Consider the following 21,072-nt stretch of genomic DNA (forward strand, 5'->3'; position numbering starts at 1 on the left):
TTAAATAGTATATGAAAAAGATTTTTATAGTTTCCCTGTTTATCGCTTGCTTGGGCTTAGGCAGTTGTGAGAAAGAATTAGATATTGTAAACCCTAACCAACCCACCGTAGAAGTTTTCTGGAAAACGGCAGACGATGCCCAACAAGGGGTAAATGCGGTTTACAGTACGCTGCACCGGGGCGCTATTTCGCGTTGGCTCCCCTTTTACTACATTATTCGCTCCGACGAAGGCCGTAGCCAAAGTCCCGCTACCGACATTGTGAATAACATGGACCAGTTCCGGATAACCGATTACAACTTCTGGGGTTCTTACGATATCTGGCGCGACAGCTACATTGGGGTTTTCCGGGCTAATCAGGTAATTGCCAACGTACCGGCTATTCAAATGGACGAAGCGCAAAAGCAGCGGGTTATCAGCGAAGCCAAATTTTTGCGTGGGTTATTTTACTTTCATTTGGTAACCTTGTGGGGAAACGTACCTTTAATGCTGGAACCCTCTACCACTACCGATAAACCAGCTACTACGCCCCAGGCGCAAGTATGGGCGCAGATTGAAAAAGATTTATCGGAGGCCGCTACCGTTTTACCTGCTAAATATACCAACCCCGACGATTTAGGCCGGGCTACCAAAGGGGCGGCGTATGCTTTATTAGCCAAAGCGTACCTGCAGCAGCGTAAATACAACGAAGCGCTTACTCCTTTGCAATGGCTGGTAACCGGCGAAGGCAGTTCGCTCTACAGCCTCATGCCCGATTACCGCGAAAACTTTATAATTACTACCGAGAATAATGCGGAATCCGTATTTGAGTGGCAGTTTCAACGCAACCCCACCGAAAATCACGACGATGATACCGATCCGCGGGCCGATAATTTAAATTATGGTACTTCCATTGCACAGTTTTTTGCCCCGCCGGGTATTGGCTGGTCCGACGGTGAAGCCCAACGCTGGGTAGTGCATCAGTTCCTGAAAGAGCCAACCGAAGACGGAGGGAGAGACCCTCGGTTAGCTGCTACTTTTCTGTACGATTCTACCGATGTACGCGGGCCAAATTTCACCCAGATTTACGGAGAAACTTTTGCCAAACGGTACGGCACGGATAATGGCCAGCGGGTGTGGTTCCGAAAATTTCTGAACGATCATTGGAAAAACGAAGAAGGCTACAATTCACCTAACAACTGGCGCTACATCCGTTATGCCGATGTGCTGTTAATGTACGCCGAAGCCTTAAATGCTACGGGTAGTACCGCGCAAGCGTACCCTTACGTTGACCGGGTACGGCAACGAGCCGGTTTGGCGCCTTTATCTACCGCCCTGCCTAATCTAAACCAGGATCAATTTTTAGCGCAGCTAAAGCAAGAAAGGTTATTAGAGTTAGCCGGTGAAGGCCACCGTTGGAACGATTTGACCCGTTGGGGAGATCTAGGTCCGGAGCTAGCTCAGCGCGATCCGGCATTCAGTACGTTTGTCAAAGGTAAAAACGAACTACTGCCTATCCCCCAACAAGAAACCGACATTAACCCGAATTTAAACCAGAACCCCAACTATTAATTCCCCCGATTAAGGAACCTAGTGCATTCTAATAAAAGGGCAGTGAATGCCCTTTTATTGCTTTTGTTTCATTCAGAGTAGTGGCAATTTATAAAACTATATTTGCGGGTAAGTTCGGAAGGCTTGAAAGTAAATCTGCACCATTGTGTGCTATAGTGTAAATTAGATAATATAAATATTAACAATAAGCTAATGGTATGCTTGTTATTAGAGATGAATAAGATTATAGATGAAATAATAGCGCTTCAAAAACAATATCCGCAATTAATTAAAACATTTCCGCTAGTAAATAGCCGCATGGTTAAATTTGTTGAAGAGTTTTTATCCATTAAACTAGATGAGCAGCTACTGGAAATCTATAACTATAGTAATGGTCTGTCGTTCCTACAATATGCCTTAGTAGGTATTAACAATAAGCAAATGGGAAGTTTATTAGACTTGAATCAAGCTGTTCCGGACGAGATGTATACCCACGATGGCAATCGATATTTAACATTTATGAGTGATGGTGGTGGTTATTATAGCTATCTCGATAACCCACAAGAAATAAATCACCCTGTATATATTTATAATGATGAATCGTTTAAGCATAAATTAATTGCTCCTTCAATAAAAGAGTTTTTTGAATACTTTTTAAAAAGAATCCCATATGTATTAGAAAATCACCTGAAGAATGGGGAATACTTGTCTATCGATGATGAAGAAATTATTCCTTCTGATCTCTAACTATCAAGAAGAGAATTTCCTCACCTTAAAATGAAAGTAAACTATATTGTCTGTTTTATCTAATTGCTACTTATACCTAATTAAACAGAAAAGCCGAAGCTAAGAATAAATAACAGCAGTTTGGGCGATGAGGGCCTTTAGCGAATCCGGTGTTGCGTGAAGCAACATTCCGCAGCGCAGCGAGGAAAGGAGGAGCGGCCGCCCGAATGACCAAACGAGGCCCGCCGGCCATGAGGCAATCAGGTTACTTATTAAACCGCATTAGCACCAATGAATGGAGACTTGAGAAGGCTCCAAGTAATATCCACTATTCTTCCAAAGAAATTTTAAAAATCATTTATACGTTTTACTAATACTAGAAAATTAACTTACAATGCACCTAATAAGGCCGAAAGCCCTGCTATTTATTTTAAGCCTGCTGATTTTTACGCAGTGTAAAGACGACTCTAAAAACAACCCGGGACCGGTAAACCCACCAACGAATACTTTTCACCCGGATGAACAACCGCCAGTCGACAATACCCGGCCTACTCTTACGATCGAATGGGAAACAACGGCTACCAAACTATCGCACCAGGTATATTCCGCCGAGTACGGCCGCATCCGCCGGGTAAAAGGAGATACTTTGCTATTTACGTATCACTTTGGTCCGCAAGGTGACGAATGGGATAACATCGCCCTGAAAAGAAGCATTGATAACGGTATAACCTGGTCGGAGCCGGAAATTATCATGACGGACAACGATCCGAATTATTACGGTTTTTCGAATCCCGAGATATTCGTGGCTCAGAACGGGGACGTATTACTAACTTATACCGGCCGGGGCCGACCGGACGATAACGCCCACGCTAATATTCAGGTGCGCATCAGCAAAGATCGGGGCTGGACTTTTGGTACTCCAATCATTATAAATACGGGCCGCGCCTGGGAACCGGCATTCATTCAACTACCTACCGGCGAAATAGATTTATTTTACTCCAGCGAAGCAAACTGGTGGCCCAGCAGCAGCCCGCAGCAGGAAATCCGGATGCTAACTTCTACCGATAACGGCGTAACCTGGGGTTCTTCCCGCTCGGTAGCCTATACGGCAGGCATGCGCGACGGCATGGCGGTACCGCTGGTTTTAAAAGATAATAAAGGCATTGTATTCCCGATTGAATCGGTAAATAATTCTAAATCGCCGTGGGTAGTGTGGTCATCAAAGGAGGCTAATTTTCATTATGCCAGTCCGGGTACCACGCAGAACAATCGGCGGTGGTTAGCTACGGATGAGAATATCTGGGGCGGTGCGCCTTTTATGATCCAATTACCTACCGGCGAAATTATTCTTTCGTGCCAGGATGCCGGTGGGCGTTCGGTTGGCTCGGATTGGAAGAAGAATACCATGCTCATACTGGCTGGCAATAGTGCCGCCCGGAATTTCACGAATATTACGTACCCCTGGCCTAATTTGCCTAACAGCGAAGGCGCTTATTACAGTTCTCTGTTTTTAAAAGATGCTACTACTTTGGTGCTGGTTACCACCCGAAATTTTTCGGATGGACATAGTGAAATCTACCAGAAAATAGGCCATATTCAGCGGTAATAAATAATGATTTAAATGGGGAGCGCGACGAATTAACCGATATACGCCGCCTCCCTGAGTAGCTAGGATAGTTTCGTTCTGAAGGTATGCCTTTAGATGAAGCTAATTTTTATTTGAAGCAAAGAAACTTAATCGCCCAAGGCTAGCTCTACATTGCCCAAGCCACCATTAATGGTTATGTCTACGGAGTGAGATGTTTTGCCATACGCCTCGTTCACGTAGTAGCCACCTTGCTTTTTCAGCCCCTCGTTATCCAGACCGCCTAAGCCATTTACTTTTACCCGTACGCCCGTTTTGCGCGGTAACACCAGGTTTAGGCTGCCAATGCCGCCGTTAATAGTAGCTTTCAGGTTGGTAGTACGGTTGCCAGATAAATCTAAATTTACTTCGCCTACCCCCGCATTTACTTGCAGATCACTAACGGAGGTATTAGCCAAATTTACGTTAAACTCACCGGCGCCTGCTTCCATTACCAACCGGTTTATTTTCGCCCGGCTCAAATCTACATTGCCTTCGCCGGCACCCATGCGCAGGTTTAAAGTAGTAACTACACCCTGCGGCAGCTTAATGTCCCAGTCGTTGCGGTCTTTATCCTTCATGTTGGTGTTTTTCTCCTCGGGTTGTTTAATGGAGAGCAGACCTTTGCCCGGTTCGCCGTTGTATTTTATTTGCGGTTTCCAGCTTTCTTTGGTGTAGGTAAACCGTGAATCGGCTTTGGGTATAGTTTGCGTGGTTATTTTTAAAGTACCGGCGTTAATCTGAATTTCGGCCTGGAGCGTTTTTACATTTTTTAAATCCAAGCTCTGCGAAGAGGTGTGTTGGGCAGTAGCAGGATGGCAAAAAGCCATTATTGCGGTAAAGGTGCTTAATAGGGCAATTCGGGTAGATTTCATTTTAATAGACATAATAGATAGGTTAGAGTAAGTACAGGATTCAACAAAATAAATCAGAAAAATTGTTACGGTTAAAATTTAAAGGAACATAGGCGTTTATCTGCCTATATTGCTTTCTGAATGGCTTGATGCAAGAGCCGGGCTTTTTGCATAAATAAAGCGGGTGTCCTTTTGAAGGGAAAGCCAGATTCTTAAAATTACAATTTATTTCGATTAAATATGCTGCTTCAACGCCTTCATCATGTGGCCATTATTTGCGCCGACTACCAACGTTCGAAACACTTTTACGTGCAGGTTTTAGGCTTATCTATTGTGCAGGAAACGTACCGCGCCGAACGCGATTCGTATAAACTGGATTTAGCCGTAGGCGATCACTACCAGATTGAGTTATTTTCTTTCCCCAACCCGCCGGCGCGGGTAAGCCAGCCGGAAGCGCGGGGATTACGGCATCTGGCTTTCGAAGTGAAGGATCTGGATGCTTGCCTGACGCACTTGGAGCGACACCAGGTAACGTACGAGCCGGTTCGGGTGGATGCTTTAACGAACAAACGGTTTACGTTCTTCTCCGATCCGGATGGCTTGCCGCTGGAATTGTATGAAAAATAAAAATCTAGGCATTTATTAGTATAAAATTTTCGCGTAACTTAATTTATCAACAGCGATAGTAATGCTATTCTATTGATTTTAAATCCAAGCTCTAATTCTCCTATGAAAAAGCTATTTTTTCCTTTCTTGTTCCTGGCTTTAATCTTTGGCTGTAATAAAAAAACATCAGAAACGTCAGATGCTACCAGTACTACTGGCAACGCAAACCTGGATACCATTCTTAAAAATTATTACGAAGAGCGTTTAAAGCTTTTCCCGCTGGAAGCTACCGCCGTAGCCGATAACCGGTACAACGACCAGTTGCCCATCGATATTTCGGTAGCGCACCGGGCTAAAGCAAAAGCCTTGTACAATAATTACCTGGCTCAACTAAATCAACTGGATACCGCTAGCTTGAAAGTCCAGGAAAAACTGAGTTACGCTATTTTTAAACGCGATATGCAAATGGCCCTGGAAGGCCTAACTTTTCCGGAACACCTGATGCCGGTAAACCAGTTCTGGGGTTTGCCGCTTACCATGGCCCAACTAGGCTCGGGGGCCAGTAACCAGCCTTTTAAAACCGTTAAAGATTACGATAATTTTTTAGGCCGGATGACTGGTTTCCAGACTTGGGGTGATACCGCTGTTGCCAACATGCGCCGTGGCCTGGCCGCCGGCTACGTTTTACCTAAAGCTTTAACGCAAAAAGTGTTGCCCCAATTAAAAGCTTTACTGACCAACGACCCAAGCAAAAGTATTTTCTTCGACCCGATTAAAAATATTCCCAAAGATATTCCAGCGGCTGAAAAAGATCGGTTAACCAAGGCTTATACCCAAGCCATTAAAGAAAAAGTGGTGCCTACTTACAAAAAACTGCACGATTTTATGGAGCAGGAATATTTGCCAAAATCCCGCCCTACTTCCGGCATTAGCGCTATCCCCAACGGCGACAAATATTATAATTACCTGGTAAGATATTGGACTACTACCGATAAAACGCCCGACGAAATATTTAACACGGGTCAGCAGGAAGTAAAGCGTATTCGCGCCGAAATGGAAAAAGTAAAGGAGCAGGTAGGTTTTAAAGGCGATTTACCGGCTTTCTTTAAATTTGTGCAAAACGACGCCCGCTTTAAACCTTATAAAACCGACCAGGAGGTATTGAATGCTTACCTGAACATTGAGAAGCGGATGCAGCCGCAATTAAAACAATTGTTTGGCCGCGTACCAAAATCTAAGTTTGAAGTAAGACAAACCGAGGCCTTCCGCGAAGCTTCGGCCAGTGCCGAATATAACCCGCCGGCTCCGGACGGTTCGCGGCCTGGTGTTTTTTACGTGCCGGTGCTTAACCCTAAAGACTACAACCGCACCGAAATGGAATCGTTGTTTTTGCACGAAGCCATTCCGGGTCACCACTACCAAATATCGCTGCAATACGAAAACGAAGATTTACCCAAGTTCCGGCGTTTTGGCTGGTACGGGGCCAATGGCGAAGGCTGGGCGCTTTACACCGAAGGCTTAGGCAAAGAACTGGGCTTGTACACTGATCCGTACCAGTATTTTGGCCGTTTGAGCGGCGAAATGCACCGCGCTATCCGGTTGGTAGTAGATGCCGGCATGCACAGCAAAAACTGGACGCGCGAACAAGCCATTCAGTTCTCGAAAGAAAACGAAGCTTCCGATGAGCAAGGCATTATTGCCGAAATAGAACGCTACATGGCTATTCCGGGACAAGCGCTTTCTTATAAAACCGGCGAGCTTAAAATACGGGAACTGCGCAACCGCTACCAACAGCAACTAGGCAGCAAGTTTAAGTTAAGTAACTTCCACGACGAAATTCTACGCGACGGCGTTATGCCCTTAGCCGTTCTCGAAACCAAAATGAACGCCTGGGCCGCCAATCAAAAATAAAGCAAACTCCGGCACAGAGCCTAAATAAAATATAAGTAAATTACCTGAACAAAAAGCGAAGCTGAGGCTTCGTTTTTGTTTCTAAACTTTATTTTAAGGTATTCAATTACCGTTATGCGGTAAAACCAGTAGCCAAGAATAAACGACACTCGTTTGGCTATGGAGGGCCTTTTAGCGTTCCGGTGCCGAGGAACGAGGCTTGGCGCAACGCAGTGAGCCAAGGTTCGCTAAACCGCCCGAGAGAGCCAAACCAGGCCCGCTGGCCACAAGGCAAACTGGCTACTCTTAAAACCGCATCAGCACCGTCAACTGGAGACTGGAACAGGTTCCAAAGGCAAACGATTAATTATTTCTTAAATTACCGGCATTTTGACAAATGCAATAAAACATAATTCATTAAATACTGTCCTTTTGCACTAAACAAACCAACAAAATTGCTTTTTAGCAAGATAGAATTAAAATAAAATAAACTTATTTAAACTATATTTAACATTTTACTCCCTTTCTTACGTACCCGGTTTTAAGATGCGGCTATATCGGAAAATAAAGGTTATGCAGTTCCTTTTAAAGGACGCCTTTCGGGAGTATCGGAAAAACGATCCGTTACGATTAGGCGCTTCTACGGCTTTTTTTACTACTTTTGCGCTTCCTCCCATTTTAGTATTACTTATCAATTTTCTGGGCTTATTGTACAGCACGGACATCATCAGTGCGCAGTTAATTGAAAAAGTGCAAAGTTTATTAGGTTACCGGAGTGGTTCCGGTCAGTTAAGTAAAATTCTGGATAATATTCAGCACATTCCGCCAAATGGCTACTATGCTACCTTGGGCATGCTGTTTTTGATTTTTGTAGCCACTACCTTGTTTATGGTAGTGAAGAGTTCGCTTAATCAGCTATGGGATGTGCATCCTTGCCCTACCGGCACTGTGCACCGGATTCTTAAAACCCGCCTGATTGCTCTGGGCCTGATTATATTTACGGGTATTCTGTTTATTATTACTTTACTTGCCGAGTCGGCGATTAATTATTTGGGTGATACGCTATTCTACGTTTTGCCGAGCCGGGGACTTTATATAATCCGTTTAGGAAATGCCTTGATTTCGTACCTGATTGTTACGGCTTGGTTTGCGATTACTTTTAAATATTTACCCGACATCCGCATTCCCTGGCGGCCTGTTTGGGTGGGAGCGTTTTTTACGGGGCTGTTATTTACCGTGGGTAAATTATTTTTAGGCCGGTTATTGCTGCACAGTAATCTAGGCCCTATTTACGGACCCTCAGCTTCGATTTTAATTTTAATGTTGTTTGTTTTTTATTCAGCGATGCTCATGTTCTACGGGGCTTCTTTTACGAAATCGTACGCCCATTACAAAGCTTTTAAAGTTCGGCCAAAAGCTTTTGTGCGTCGTTTCCGGACTAAACACCACAAAACACCAGTAGCAAAATTACAGGCAGAACCAAAAACAGGTAAGCTGCCGGCGTATATGTCCTGGAATGGAATTAGAAAGTTAATCAGTAATTATGATTAATAGATGTGGCTAATTCCAACGAATTAACTGGCAAACCGGATGTCTTTAATGCGCAACTGCATCGAAATAACACCTCGGTAAACATTTTCTTCAATGCTATAACATACGTCAAACGGAATGCCTTTCTGAATGCGATCACAGTGGTCGGCCATGCCAAAAGCTATAGCATCCAGAGGCGTATTGCCATCTTGCGCCAATCGTAGTTTTAAATGCGTATCGCCTACTACGCGGCACGAACCAGTATCAAAAACGCACTCCGACCAAAATACCGGCGCGTGGTTGCCAGGGCCGAAAGGCTTCATTTGTTTAATAATGTTGTAGAAACTGGGCGTAATCTGGCTGAGGCTAATTTTGGCGTCAATTTCAATTTGCGGAATAAGTAATTCTTCGGTAATGGTGCGCGACACAATTTCTTCGAAGCGCTCCCGGAAAGCCGGCACGTTTTCTACCTTCATGGTTAAGCCAGCCGCGTACATGTGGCCCCCGTATTGCTCTAATAAATCGGCGCACTCTACAATAGCGCTATGCACATCAAAACCAGGCACCGAGCGGGCCGAGCCCATAGCTTTACCGTTAGACTGCGTTAAAATAATAGTTGGGCGGTAATATTTTTCGATGCACCGCGAAGCCACAATACCTACCACTCCCTTGTGCCAGGTTTCTTTGTATAATACCGTCGAGTTAGACTTCCGCAGCATCGAATCCTGCTCAATCATCAGCAAAGCCTCTTTGGTAATGCTGGTATCGTAGCCCCGACGCTCTTTGTTCGATTCGTTAATAATATCGGCTTTCTGGAATGCTTCTTCTTTGGTTTCAGCGAGTAACATGTGTACCGAGCGTTTGGCGTCACCCATGCGGCCAGCGGCATTAATGCGCGGCGCAAACCCAAATACAATGCTGTTTATATCCAGTTCTTCTTTTAAACCGGCCAGTTCTTTTAAAGCTTGTAAACCCGGCCGCAGGGGCGCTCCGGAATTAAAAACGCGTAAGCCATAATAAGCCAAAATGCGGTTCTCACCGGTAATAGGCACAATATCAGCGGCAATACTTACTACCACCAAATCCAGCAAACTAAACAAAGAGGTTGTGTCGATATCGTTTTGAATGGCAAAGGCCTGCATTAATTTAAAACCCACGCCGCAGCCCGATAATTCTTTGTACGGATAAAGACAATCGGCCCGTTTAGGGTCGAGTACCGCTACGGCCTCCGGAATTACAGTGTCGGGTAAATGGTGGTCGCAGATAATAAAATCAATGCCTTTAGTTTTGGCGTAGCTAATTTTATCCACCGATTTAATGCCGCAGTCCAGGCTGATAATTAACGTAAAGCTGTGTTCGTAAGCCCAATCAATTCCCTGGCTGGAAACACCGTACCCTTCGGTTTCGCGGTTTGGAATGTAAAAGTCCAGTTCTTTAATGTATTGCCGCAGGTAACTGTAAACCAAAGCTACCGAAGTAGTCCCGTCCACGTCGTAATCTCCGTAAATAAGTACTTTTTCGTTTTGGTGAATAGCTTCGTTCAGGCGATCTACCGCTTTATCCATGTCGCGGATTAAAAACGGATCGTGCAGGTCGTCGAGGGAAGGACGAAAGTAAGCTTTAGCGGTTTCAAAAGAGCACAAAGCTCGTTGACAAAGAACACTAGCCAGCGTGGGACTTATATTTAAATTTTCGGAAACTCGTTTTACGGTAACATCATCCGGCATTGGTTTATAAACCCATCTTTTCTCCATATCACTACTGGCAACTGTGTATAACTACAAAAGTACGGATATTAATAAAGATTTCAGATGAGAAGTTCCAAATTTGCTTCCGCTCTTTTGAAGTATTATGTAATTTTAACGAGAGTTAACGGGTAAACCTTTTGAAAAAGCTAAAAGAAATTTATTTCAAATACAAAGATTATATCCAGACGGACGCGCTGATGTACCTCTTCTTTATCCTGTTTATAATTATGCTGTTTATCTTCTTTCGCGATTAAGTCCTCTAGTTGGCTTCAATTTTCCTTCAGAATACAGAAGTACTTTTGAGGTGAGTTTACCCGTAAAGTGCTCCCTTACTTATGAAAATATTAATTGTAGAAGATAATCGCGAGCTTTCGGAGACGTTAGTACATTATTTAAAGCAAGAAGGCTACCTCTGCGAAACTGCCTATAATTACCAATCGGCCGAAGAGAAAATAAACATATATGCCTACGATGTAATTGTGCTGGACATTACTTTGCCCGATGGGAGTGGTCTGGAAATTTTAAAGCAATTAAAGCAAAAGCGACCCGATGAAGGCGTACTCATTATTTCGGCGAAAAATGCTTTAGACGATAAACTTACCGGCTTAAATTTAGGAGCCGACGATTACCTGACCAAGCCTTTTCACCTGGCCGAGCTCAATGCCCGGATTCAATCGTTGCTGCGGCGCAAACGGTTTAATGGCAGCCACGAGATAACCGTCGGCGATTTGCGTTTAAATACCGCTACCGCGCAAGTTTTTATAAACGAACACGAGATTATTTTAACCCGCAAAGAATACGAGTTGCTGTTATATTTTTTGAGCAACCGCAATCGTATTTTAAACAAAGAAGCTATTGCCGAACACCTCTGGGGGGATAATATTGATATGGCGGATTCGTTTGATTTTATTTACACGCACATTAAAAACTTACGCAAAAAAATAGCAAGTTACGGCAGTGCCAGTAACATAAAATCGGTGTACGGTATGGGATATAAATTTGTAACAGAATGAGGCTGATTACCAAAACCACCTTGCTGTACCTGTTAATTACGGCCATAGTAATTGTGAGCAGCGGTTTGGTGTTGTATAATATTACCAATAATTTTATTGAGAAACGGATCCGCGATTATTTTACGTATAAGGAAACCCGTATCACCGGTTACCTTGCTGACCCTCAAGTGGATTTAAAACGAATAAATTCATTTAAGTCACAACACGTAGAGTCCTTGTCTAATCAGAAAAAGCCGTTGCTGCAAAATTACGATCGCGATACCATTATGTTTAACGAGATGGAAGGTGAAAGACAGACTTTCCGGGCACGTACTTTAGATAAGGTGGTAAACGGACAGCTTTACCGCGTTTCTATGTACATGTCGTTAAAAGAGTCGCAGTTGCTGTTGGGGGGATTATTACGTCGTTGTTTTACGTTTTCCTGGCCCTATTGGCTTTAATGCTGTTACTGAATTATTTGTCGTCGCGGTATTTATGGCAACCCTTTAACCATACGCTGGAGCAGATTAAACATTACTCGCTCAACCAGGGCACGGCCTTGGCCGAAGTGCCCACCACTACCAAGGAGTTTAAAGAGCTAAACAACTTATTTGCCCAAATGACCGGCCGCATTGAGCACGATTTCCGGAATATGAAGGAATTCACCGAAAATATTTCGCACGAAATTCAAACGCCGCTCGCTATTATAAAGGCAAAAATTGAAATGCTGCAAAAGTCGGAAAAGCTATCCGGCGAACAGGCTAAAACCATTGGCGCCATTTACCGGGCTACTTCTCACTTATCTAAGTTAAGCCGGACCTTGGGATTAATCAGTAAAATTGAAAACCAGGAATTTACCAACCGCGAAAAGCTGGATTTAAAGATCTTTCTGGAACCCTTACTTTTTAATTTCAAAGAATTAGCCGAGTTAAAGCAGGTTAAAATTAATTTTAAGGCTGTCGAAGATGCCTTTATTACCATTGATCCGTATCTTTTAGACGTGCTGCTGAGTAATCTGGTAAAGAATGCGTTAAGCCACAACTACGAAAAAGGCGAGATTTTAGTTTGTTTACAGCCGCAGCAACTCACCATTTGCAACACCGGTCCCGTGCTCGATTTTCCGGAATGCGAAATTTTCAACCGTTTCCGGCGCAACGGGCAAAATTCTTCTTCGTTGGGCTTAGGCTTAGCCATTGTTAAGAAAATCTGCTACTTAAATAACCTGGATATTTCTTATTCTTACCAGGAGCCGTTTCATTGCTTTATTCTACAATTTTAAATATTACTTGGCCAACCTTCGCCAATTCCGACGAGCAACGGTAGAGTGAGAAAATGGTCCATTAGCAAAGTAAATCCGGCATTTAGAATTAGCCGTAGTACTGAATTAAAAAGTATATGTTTTTTCCCAGTTCCGAGGGGTCTGCCTTAGGCCTGTTAATTCAAACTTTACCGCAAGTAGGTAATCTTACCTGGATCGGCATTCGTCCGGCGCGTTCGGCTCCGCTGCAAACCGTAGATACCGTAGTGGCTTTAACCGAGCAAGGTTTAGCCGGCGACCATTATAGTGGTAAAGCCGGCAGCAAGCGGCAAGTAACGCTTATACAAGCGGAGCACATAATGACCGTTGCTTCTATGCTGCACCGTAGGGAGTTAGATCCGGGTTTGCTCCGCCGGAATTTGGTGGTGCAAGGCATTAATTTACTGGCTTTAAAAGATAGGCAGTTCTGGGTAGGCGAAGTTTTACTCGAAATGACGGGCTTGTGCCATCCGTGTTCGCGCATGGAAACCAACCTGGGGCCAGGTGGGTATAATGCCATGCGGGGGCACGGGGGAATTACCGCCCGCATTCTGCAAGGAGGCCGCCTGAATTTAGGCGATGCCGTAAAGATTCAGGTTTAAAATTTACTAATAGCAGTTTTTTAAAGAAAGTATAAATATGTTTCACTTAAAAAAATAAAGCCCCGGTTTATTATAACCGGGGCTTCTGTCTTTATTACTAATGTTTAATACCTTATGCCGCTGCGTCGTTGGTTTTAACGCGGAAAGATACTTGCGCATTTTCCCATTTCATGGTAACCATGCCGGCATTTTTACCTTTTGGCGTAATTTCAAATTTCAGGCGCTCGGTCAATTCTTTGCTGGTCATCGGTTTTACTTTAACGCGTAAAGCATCCTGCGCCTGGTCGTATTTAAAAGCTCCCCATTGTTCAGCGGTTTTATTAAAAATTACGGTCCACTCGGTTTGGTTCGGAATAGTGAACAAGGCGTAGGTGCCGGCTTTCAGAGCTTGGCCTTCAATCACTACATCTTTATCGAAGGTGATAGTTGTAGCCTCGTTCGCACCGGTGCGCCATACTTTGCCATACGGCTCTTTTTCGCCAAATATTTTCCGGCCTTTTACCGAAGGAGAACTATAGTTAATGGTAACCTGGGTAGTACCAATTTTACCCGACGCAGTAGCCGGCGGACTCACCCGTTGGGCCTTATCTTGCTGGGCAAAAGCCAGCGTAGTAATAGCTAAAAATAAACCAAGTAACAGGCTTGCTCTTAATTGTTTCATTAACATAATAGGTTTTTAGTTGAATGTAATTTAAAATAAGAAAAAGGTAACAATTCTCTGACTTCTCCCGAGTAACGTTGTTACTGAGCAGATATTGTCAGCGCCATGCAAGAGTTCTATTGCTAAATACTAATAATAGTATTACTTGGATGTACCGGATTTTTATTGGGCATTAATCTTTAAAATATTTTGCTTGGTAGGCCTTGTAATACTACTTAAATATAACTAAAAACCACCAATAGTCGAGTTTATATTTTTTGTTCTTTTACAAAACCCTGTTTTTAGCTACTAGAGGTGGAAAATACTATTCTGAACGAACCGCATCCGAAAAATAAATTGTATAATTTTTAATTATGTATTCAAATAGAGTGGTTTGTTCAGAATCTTCTAGGATGTACTTCATAAACAACCAGTTGCATTGTGTAATTATTAAGTAAATGTTAAATTTTATGAAAATTAATTAATAATAATGCTAATTACTTGCGAATATGATAATGATTGATTTACTTTGTTGCATAATTTAAATGCAAACAAAATGAAAAAAGTAATTTACACCGCCCTACTGGTAACCGGGTTATCAGTAAGCACCTACGCCGCAGACGATTACAGATATAGTAAAGAAGCCAGAGTTACTTCTAATGCCCAAGCTCAGTTTAACGACTTGTACGCCAAAGCTACCAACGTAAACTGGGAAGTAACCGAAAAATTTCAGAAAGCTTTCTTTATTCTGGATGGAGTTACCATGACTGCTTTTTACAATTTAAACGGCGAGCACATTGCCACTACCCAACCTGGTAAAGTAGAGCAATTATCCGAAACTGCCTTAGCCAGAATAGCAAAAGCTTACAAAGGCTACGAAATCGGCAAAGTAATCGAGTATAACAACACTAGTACTGTTTATTTCGTGGAATTGAAAAAAGGCGAAAGAGAGGTTTTAGTGCGGGTAACTCCCGACAATTCTGTTTATTTCTTTAAACAGATAAAATAAAACCTATGCTTATAGTTCTTGATCCTCTATTAAAAACCTTACCTCTTATCTGGTAAGGTTTTTTTATGCCTTTAAACGTACCCGGTTACATTCAACTTCCTGAACCCGTCTTTCCTGTTTTCTTTTGATTACCTAACCTAAATCAGGTAAAACTTGGTAATAACAGCCAGCCATAATGGTTAGTACGGCCTTTGCCTGAATCAAAGGAGTATAAACCCGATTTATAAAAAATATTCGCTTAATTCCGCTATCTATTAAAATTGTTCTTGCTAAAGCTTGCTCTTTACGTAGGAGAGGCGCCTTTTTCTTGTAACTACCTTTTTGGTAAATGCGTTTGTGCTAGCAAAGCTGTTTTAGGCCGAAGAAATCTTCCGGGCAAGGGCCATCGCGCCGTATTTTATAAAACAGTTGATTTACGGGGTACCAATAGTAGGCTCAGGGCTTGTAACAGAAACAGCAATTGCTCCAGTATTACCAAATCAAAATAAAATTATGGCAGAAAAGAAGTTAGGCTGGGCACTCGTTGGGTTGGGTAAATTTGCGACTCAGCAATTAATTCCGGCATTTCCCAATTGTAAGAAATCAAAATTAGTAGCTCTGGTGAGCGGTTCCCCAGAAAAAGCTCAGCAAATCGCGGCTGAAAACGACATTCATCCGGAAAACATTTATGATTACCAGAACTTCGACCGGATTAAAGATAACCCCGCGGTAGATGTTATTTACATTGTGCTGCCCAACAGCATGCACGCCGAATATACCATTCGCGCGGCGCAGGCGGGTAAACACGTAATGAGCGAAAAACCCATGGCTACCAGCGTGGCCGACTGTCAGAAAATGATTGATGCCTGCCAAAAAGCTAACAAAAAGCTCATGATTGCTTACCGGGCGCAATACGAACCGTTCAACTTAAAATCGATGGAACTGATTAAGAGTGGGCAAATTGGCAAATTACGTTTTCTTACTTCCGACCACGGCCGTATGCTGGATCCCGAACAACCCGAAGATAAATGGCGCGCCAACAAAGAACTGGCCGGTGGGGGCTCTTTAATGGATATTGGCGTTTACAGCTTAAATGCCATGCGGTATTTAACCGGCGAAGAACCCGTAGAAATTTCCGCCATGATTCACAGCGACCCGAACGATGCCCGGTTTAAAGAAGTAGAAGAAACAGTAGCTTTTACGTTGCGTTTTCCAAGTGGGGTTTTAGCCAATTGCAGCTCCAGTTACGGGTACGAAGGCGTCAAGCGCTTTCAGGCCTTTGGCTCCAAAGGCTCGCTCATTTTAGACCCGGCTACCGATTACTACGAACACAACCTGGAGCTAAAACTGGAAGACGGTAAGCACGAGGTGAAAGTACAGGAAGAAAATCATTTTGCCGCCGAAATGGATCATTTATCGGAGTGCATTCTGGAAAATAAAACACTCAAAACTCCCGGCGAAGAAGGTTTACGCGATGTGAAATACATGATGGCCATTTACGAAGCTGCAAAACAAGGTAAACCGGTAAAAGTATAAATAGTTGTTCGTTGCTCGACTATTAATTTTTAATAATCAAAGATTTATTAGTCGAGCATAGTCTGAACTGGTTTTGTCGAAGTACTCAGTTTCTTTTACTGGATACTATTAAACAAAAAAGCCCGGTAGATTAATTGCCGGGTTTTTCTGTTTTAGAATAATAATCAGGAATTTAAATTACCCAGTTTAATCCATGAAACCCAACAAAAACGAATTAAAGGTAAGAGCCGGAAGGGGATTGTAAGAGTTTTTGATCGCCAGGTTTTACAAAGATTTAACTTACTTAGGTGCCTATTCGGGTATTTTCCCGTTATCCCGAAAAAGTAAAAGCCGTATACTTATCGCAGTAGTTCTGGGCCACTTTAACCAGATTGGTTTTAACGGATGTTCTTTTTATGCAAAATCTGGTAAACGGGTCAGCATTTATTTTACTATTATTGCAGCTTAAACTCTTCCTACATGAAAATTCACAAAGAAGGACGTAAAATTTTATTTTTTACCTTTCTGGGTCTCCTCATAGCGAACCTGCTTTTATTTCGGTTTAATGCTCCCCACGAAACCTTCAATAAAATTTTCCTGGCAATCTCCGGTATTGCGTTTCTGCTGTTATTGCAGTTTTTTCGGAGCCCGTTTCGCAATTTAATTACGCACGAAGATTTAGTTATTGCCCCCGCCGACGGTAAAGTTGTTGTTATTGAAGACGTACACGAACCGGAGTTCTTTAAAGATACCCGCAAACAGATTTCCATTTTTATGTCGCCAATTAACGTGCACATTACCCGTAATCCGGTTTCAGGAATTGTAAAATATTTTAAATACCATCCGGGTAATTATTTTGTCGCCTGGCACCCCAAATCGAGCACTAAAAACGAACGCACCACCGTAGTAGTAACCTCCGATGCCGGTCCGGACATTTTATTCCGGCAGATTGCCGGCGCCATGGCCCGCCGGATTGTGTGGTACGTAACCGAAGGCGACGAAGTAAACCAAGGAGAAGAATTCGGGTTTATTAAATTTGGCTCGCGCGTAGATATTTTTGTGCCCCTTGATACCGATATTAAAGTAAACCTCGGCACTAAAACCAAAGGTGGTCAAACCGTTATTGCCCAATTAAAAACCAGTGGCTCTTTTTTTGGGTAAGCCTACCGCGTACTTACTTCATTTATTTTTGTTTAAAAACCTGCCAGAATTAGAGCAACTTCAATCTTTGCTCTTTTTAATTTTTATCTATTATTTCTACCTTCTGAGGATTAATTATCTGAATAATAGATGTTTTTTTATTTACACTTATTTTAAATTCAGCTGGTGAGTTCCATTTGATAAACTTCAAATCATTAGTTTCTTCAGGAGAAATATTTAACTCTTTTTCTAAGTTAATCTTAAAGGTTGAACCTATTCTTTGGGAGCCTTCGCCGTAAGACTCCACTTTAGTTAAATACAAAGATTTATAAATTTCGCTTAAATAGATTTCAATTCTATAAGTAAAACCATAAGCTTCGTTGTCGTCCTTTGCCTCGGTGTCTGTAAATTCGCCGGATGATGCTTCAATTAAACTGTTAAATTCTCTTTTCCATCTTTGGAGTTCTGTTTTAAGCGAATCATTCGTTTTTAGAAGATTATTTAAGGTCAATCTTAAAGAATCTAGCTGCTCAACTGGATTTAGTTTTGTTAATTTTTTACGGGATGGGCTTACTTTATTGCAAGAATTAAAAGAAAGAATAAAAGAAGTCAGGAGTATTAGCTTGAATAAATATTGCATTCTTCTTTTTGATTACCCAATACAAAGATTTTAAAAGGTCTATGCAACTATTTAGTGATGCTTACCAAATGTTAAATACTTTTAGTTCAAAACCAATTCCCCATTAAATCTGCTAACCGTTCCAGATATACCTTATCCGTTTCATCGAAATCGGTTAATTGATCGCTGTCTACATCGAGTACCATGACTACTTCGTTATTTTTAAATACCGGTACTACAATCTCCGATTTTGAAGCGGAACTGCAGGCAATATGGCCCGGAAAAGCTTCTACATCGGGCACCAGAATAGTTTCGCGGCGGGTGTAACAGGCGCCGCAAACGCCTTGGTTAAAAGCAATGCGCGTACAGGCTACCGGCCCTTGAAACGGTCCCAATACTAATTCGCCTTCTTTAACCAGGTAAGCGCCTACCCAGAAAAAATGTAACCCGAATTTTAAGGCTGCCATTACGTTAGCCAGGTTGGCAATTAAATCAATTTCGCCGGTTACTAAAGCTTCTATTTGCGGTAGTAAGGTTTCGTACTTTTCTGCTTTCGTTAAATTTGAATCAACAATTACGCTTTCGGCCATTTAAGTAGTATGTTTTAGGTTGTACATTTTACGTTTCACGTAGAACATTACGGGTACTTTCGGTAAATAAACAGTTCATCGTCCCCGATTGTTGCCGTTTGGGTTAAACCGCAAAGGGATAGGGCAGGGGCTTTCACGCCGGCTTCCAGTTGTTGGGGGCTTCGCAAAATCCGGATTTCGTCCCAGGTATTCGATTCCAGAAAATAATTTAACAAAATGGTACCGCCCTCTACTAACACCGATTGTACGGTTCGCCGGTATAAATCAGGTAAAATTTGCTCTAGTAAATCGGCAGCTGGAGTTATTTTTACGTACTCCAGGTTAGGGTTATGCTCGTGGCGTTCGTAGTTGTAAACCAGAGTAGGCTGTTTTTTATCGAATATATGCAAGGTAGGCGGCAGGCGTAAATCTTTATCCATTACTATCCGGATGGGAGCATTGCCCGTCCACTCACGTACATTTAATTGGGGATTATCCGATAAAGCCGTACGAGTACCCACCATTATGGCTTGTTCTTCGGTGCGCCATTTATGCACTAACTTTTTGGCCAGCGGCCCACTGATAGCGGTTGGTTCTCCGTTGGGCCGGGAGATAAAACCATCGGCGGTTTCGGCCCATTTCAATATAATATACGGTCGCTTGTGCCGGTGAAAAGTGAAAAATCGTTTGTTTAATTCTGATCCTTCTTCCTCTAATAAGCCCACGTGCACTTCGCAACCGGCATCTAATAACTTCCTAATGCCCCGGCCGGCAACCAAGGGATTAGGGTCGGTGTTGCAGATAAAGATGCTCCGTATGCCGTGCTCAATTAAAAAATCGGCGCAGGGAGGCGTTTTCCCGTAATGCGAACAAGGCTCCAGGGTTACGTATACTTTACAATGAGGTAGTAAACTTTTATCGGCCAAACTGTTGATGGCATTTACTTCGGCGTGCGGCTCGCCGTATTTTTGGTGCCAACCTTCCCCAATAATTTTACCTTTATACGTTACCACACAGCCAACCATCGGGTTGGGCCGGGTAGTGTTGTGGCCGAGAGCAGCCAGTTCTAATGCCCGCCGCATGTATAATTCATCTGCAAATCTCATTTCAGAAATCCCTATTTTTGTAAAGTAAGTGATGAACGGAAGGAAACAAATATTTTCATCTTTACCGGATGCGCTGTTCTTTGGTTTACCACTCGCCGCTTACAACTTAAAACCTTCTAATTAAACTACTCCAACATACACCTTAAAAATTACTTTGTTTGAAAAATTTGCAAAATCTGTTGGATTATCTGACGCAGGAACTAAACTTGATTTACGATCTCTCCGAAGCAAATAGTATTGCCTGGTTATTGGTAGAGCACGAGCTAGGCTGGAACCGGACGCAAATTAGCCTACGCAAACAAGAACCTATTTCTCCGGAAATCTGGCAGAAATTTACGCCGTATCTGCAACGCTTGCAAAACCACGAGCCCTTGCAGTATATTACCGGGTACGCCCATTTTTACGATTTAGAATTACGGGTAACCCCCGATGTGCTGATTCCGCGACCCGAGACCGAAGAATTAGTGCAACTTACCATTCAGGAAAATAAAAGCTTACCAGATCTGCAAATACTGGATGTGGGTACGGGAAGCGGTTGCATTGCTATTGCTTTAAGTAAGAATTTGCCGCAGGCTACCGTGTACGGGCTGGATGTGTCGGAGCCGGCTTTAGCGGTAGCCCGCGGTAATGCCGAGCAGTATCAGTTGCCTATCCATTGGTTGCAGCACGATATTTTTACATCACCCTTGCCGTTGCCGCCGCAGAGCCTGCATGTACTGGTAAGTAATCCACCCTACGTGCTGGAAAGTGAGAAAAACCTGATGCGCCGGAATGTGCTCGATTTTGAACCGCCTTTGGCCTTGTTTGTGCCCGATACCGATGCGCTTATTTATTACCAACGGATTGCCGAAGTAGCGCAGCAGTTACTGTTACCCGCCGGTAAGCTTTACTTTGAAATAAACGAAAAGTATGCTACCGCTTTAGAAACACTATTGCAAGAATATCACTTTCAAAACATCCGGACTCATACCGATTTATTCGGGAAAGATCGTTTTGTGTCGGCGGCGTATCCGGACACTAAATGATTGGAATTGAATAAATAAAAGAATATAAAATCTGTCTATTTTCAAATTTAGTACTTAACTAATAAATATGTC

General features: G+C 42.9%; 20 protein-coding genes. 14 read left to right on the top strand and 6 right to left on the bottom strand.

Annotated features, from left to right (window positions below; genetic code table 11):
* Window positions 1–11 precede the first annotated feature (11 nt).
* The 3 genes from AHMF7605_RS18660 to AHMF7605_RS18670 all read left to right on the top strand — a co-directional run bounded on the left by AHMF7605_RS18660 (window position 12) and on the right by AHMF7605_RS18670 (window position 3,861).
* A complete protein-coding gene (locus AHMF7605_RS18660) occupies window positions 12–1,550 on the top strand; it encodes a RagB/SusD family nutrient uptake outer membrane protein (protein ID WP_106931557.1) in 1,539 nt (512 codons plus the stop codon).
* 213 nt (window positions 1,551–1,763) lie between these two features.
* Complete coding sequence (locus AHMF7605_RS18665; protein WP_158267560.1) at window positions 1,764–2,276, top strand: SMI1/KNR4 family protein; 513 nt, start codon at window positions 1,764–1,766, stop codon at window positions 2,274–2,276.
* Window positions 2,277–2,649: 373 nt separating this feature from the next.
* Window positions 2,650–3,861, top strand: a complete 1,212-nt coding sequence (locus tag AHMF7605_RS18670) for a sialidase family protein (protein WP_106931559.1) — start codon at window positions 2,650–2,652, stop codon at window positions 3,859–3,861.
* 128 nt (window positions 3,862–3,989) lie between these two features.
* Here AHMF7605_RS18670 and AHMF7605_RS18675 read toward each other — a convergent pair whose 3' ends face one another.
* The gene (locus tag AHMF7605_RS18675) at window positions 3,990–4,754 is read right to left on the bottom strand and encodes a toast rack family protein (protein ID WP_158267561.1); all 765 of its coding nucleotides are present in this window, start codon (window positions 4,752–4,754) and stop codon (window positions 3,990–3,992) included.
* Window positions 4,755–4,973: 219 nt separating this feature from the next.
* On the opposite strand from AHMF7605_RS18675, the gene gloA2 reads away from it, so the two are divergent.
* The 3 genes from gloA2 to AHMF7605_RS18690 all read left to right on the top strand — a co-directional run bounded on the left by gloA2 (window position 4,974) and on the right by AHMF7605_RS18690 (window position 8,780).
* Window positions 4,974–5,360, top strand: coding sequence for an SMU1112c/YaeR family gloxylase I-like metalloprotein (gloA2, locus tag AHMF7605_RS18680; protein WP_106931561.1), 387 nt, complete (start codon window positions 4,974–4,976; stop codon window positions 5,358–5,360).
* Window positions 5,361–5,462: 102 nt separating this feature from the next.
* Complete coding sequence (locus AHMF7605_RS18685) at window positions 5,463–7,250, top strand: DUF885 domain-containing protein (protein ID WP_106931562.1); 1,788 nt, start codon at window positions 5,463–5,465, stop codon at window positions 7,248–7,250.
* A 552-nt stretch (window positions 7,251–7,802) separates the two neighbouring features.
* A complete protein-coding gene (locus tag AHMF7605_RS18690) occupies window positions 7,803–8,780 on the top strand; it encodes a YihY/virulence factor BrkB family protein (RefSeq protein WP_158267562.1) in 978 nt (325 codons plus the stop codon).
* Between the two features lie 23 nt (window positions 8,781–8,803).
* Here the strand turns inward: AHMF7605_RS18690 and recJ are convergent, their stop codons facing one another.
* Window positions 8,804–10,513, bottom strand: a complete 1,710-nt coding sequence (gene recJ / locus AHMF7605_RS18695; protein ID WP_106931564.1) for a single-stranded-DNA-specific exonuclease RecJ — start codon at window positions 10,511–10,513, stop codon at window positions 8,804–8,806.
* Between the two features lie 329 nt (window positions 10,514–10,842).
* On the opposite strand from recJ, the gene AHMF7605_RS18700 reads away from it, so the two are divergent.
* From AHMF7605_RS18700 to AHMF7605_RS18715, 4 genes are all read left to right on the top strand, one after another.
* A complete protein-coding gene (locus AHMF7605_RS18700) occupies window positions 10,843–11,520 on the top strand; it encodes a response regulator transcription factor (protein WP_106931565.1) in 678 nt (225 codons plus the stop codon).
* Window positions 11,517–11,960, top strand: coding sequence for a hypothetical protein (locus AHMF7605_RS18705; RefSeq protein ID WP_106931566.1), 444 nt, complete (start codon window positions 11,517–11,519; stop codon window positions 11,958–11,960). Before AHMF7605_RS18700 ends, AHMF7605_RS18705 begins: the two co-directional genes overlap by 4 nt.
* Entirely contained in the window at window positions 11,960–12,778 is an 819-nt protein-coding gene (locus AHMF7605_RS18710; RefSeq protein WP_106931567.1) for a sensor histidine kinase, read from the top strand. Before AHMF7605_RS18705 ends, AHMF7605_RS18710 begins: the two co-directional genes overlap by 1 nt.
* 116 nt (window positions 12,779–12,894) lie before the next feature.
* Window positions 12,895–13,398, top strand: coding sequence for an MOSC domain-containing protein (locus AHMF7605_RS18715; protein ID WP_106931568.1), 504 nt, complete (start codon window positions 12,895–12,897; stop codon window positions 13,396–13,398).
* Window positions 13,399–13,510: 112 nt separating this feature from the next.
* Here AHMF7605_RS18715 and AHMF7605_RS18720 read toward each other — a convergent pair whose 3' ends face one another.
* Window positions 13,511–14,059, bottom strand: a complete 549-nt coding sequence (locus AHMF7605_RS18720; RefSeq protein ID WP_106933530.1) for a DUF2911 domain-containing protein — start codon at window positions 14,057–14,059, stop codon at window positions 13,511–13,513.
* A gap of 535 nt (window positions 14,060–14,594) precedes the next feature.
* On the opposite strand from AHMF7605_RS18720, the gene AHMF7605_RS18725 reads away from it, so the two are divergent.
* The 3 genes from AHMF7605_RS18725 (at window position 14,595) to AHMF7605_RS18740 (ending at window position 17,702) form a co-directional block, all read left to right on the top strand.
* Window positions 14,595–15,047, top strand: a complete 453-nt coding sequence (locus AHMF7605_RS18725; RefSeq protein ID WP_106931569.1) for a hypothetical protein — start codon at window positions 14,595–14,597, stop codon at window positions 15,045–15,047.
* Window positions 15,048–15,539: 492 nt separating this feature from the next.
* Window positions 15,540–16,562, top strand: a complete 1,023-nt coding sequence (locus AHMF7605_RS18730; RefSeq protein WP_106933531.1) for a Gfo/Idh/MocA family protein — start codon at window positions 15,540–15,542, stop codon at window positions 16,560–16,562.
* A 459-nt stretch (window positions 16,563–17,021) separates the two neighbouring features.
* Window positions 17,022–17,702 (top strand): phosphatidylserine decarboxylase family protein, encoded by a 681-nt coding sequence (locus AHMF7605_RS18740; RefSeq protein WP_106931571.1) that lies wholly within the window; start codon window positions 17,022–17,024, stop codon window positions 17,700–17,702.
* Between the two features lie 76 nt (window positions 17,703–17,778).
* Here the strand turns inward: AHMF7605_RS18740 and AHMF7605_RS18745 are convergent, their stop codons facing one another.
* The 3 genes from AHMF7605_RS18745 to ribD all read right to left on the bottom strand — a co-directional run bounded on the left by AHMF7605_RS18745 (window position 17,779) and on the right by ribD (window position 19,975).
* Entirely contained in the window at window positions 17,779–18,321 is a 543-nt protein-coding gene (locus AHMF7605_RS18745; protein WP_106931572.1) for a hypothetical protein, read from the bottom strand.
* An 86-nt stretch (window positions 18,322–18,407) separates the two neighbouring features.
* Window positions 18,408–18,890 carry a GAF domain-containing protein gene (locus AHMF7605_RS18750; RefSeq protein WP_106931573.1) on the bottom strand — a complete coding sequence of 161 codons (483 nt, stop codon included), beginning with the start codon at window positions 18,888–18,890 and terminating at the stop codon, window positions 18,408–18,410.
* Between the two features lie 47 nt (window positions 18,891–18,937).
* Window positions 18,938–19,975: a bifunctional diaminohydroxyphosphoribosylaminopyrimidine deaminase/5-amino-6-(5-phosphoribosylamino)uracil reductase RibD gene (ribD, locus tag AHMF7605_RS18755; protein ID WP_106931574.1), complete on the bottom strand. Its 1,038-nt coding sequence runs from the start codon at window positions 19,973–19,975 to the stop codon at window positions 18,938–18,940.
* Between the two features lie 158 nt (window positions 19,976–20,133).
* On the opposite strand from ribD, the gene prmC reads away from it, so the two are divergent.
* Window positions 20,134–21,000 carry a peptide chain release factor N(5)-glutamine methyltransferase gene (gene prmC, locus AHMF7605_RS18760; RefSeq protein WP_106931575.1) on the top strand — a complete coding sequence of 289 codons (867 nt, stop codon included), beginning with the start codon at window positions 20,134–20,136 and terminating at the stop codon, window positions 20,998–21,000.
* Window positions 21,001–21,072 lie beyond the last annotated feature (72 nt).

Source organism: Adhaeribacter arboris, from assembly GCF_003023845.1.
Taxonomy (GTDB): domain Bacteria; phylum Bacteroidota; class Bacteroidia; order Cytophagales; family Hymenobacteraceae; genus Adhaeribacter; species Adhaeribacter arboris.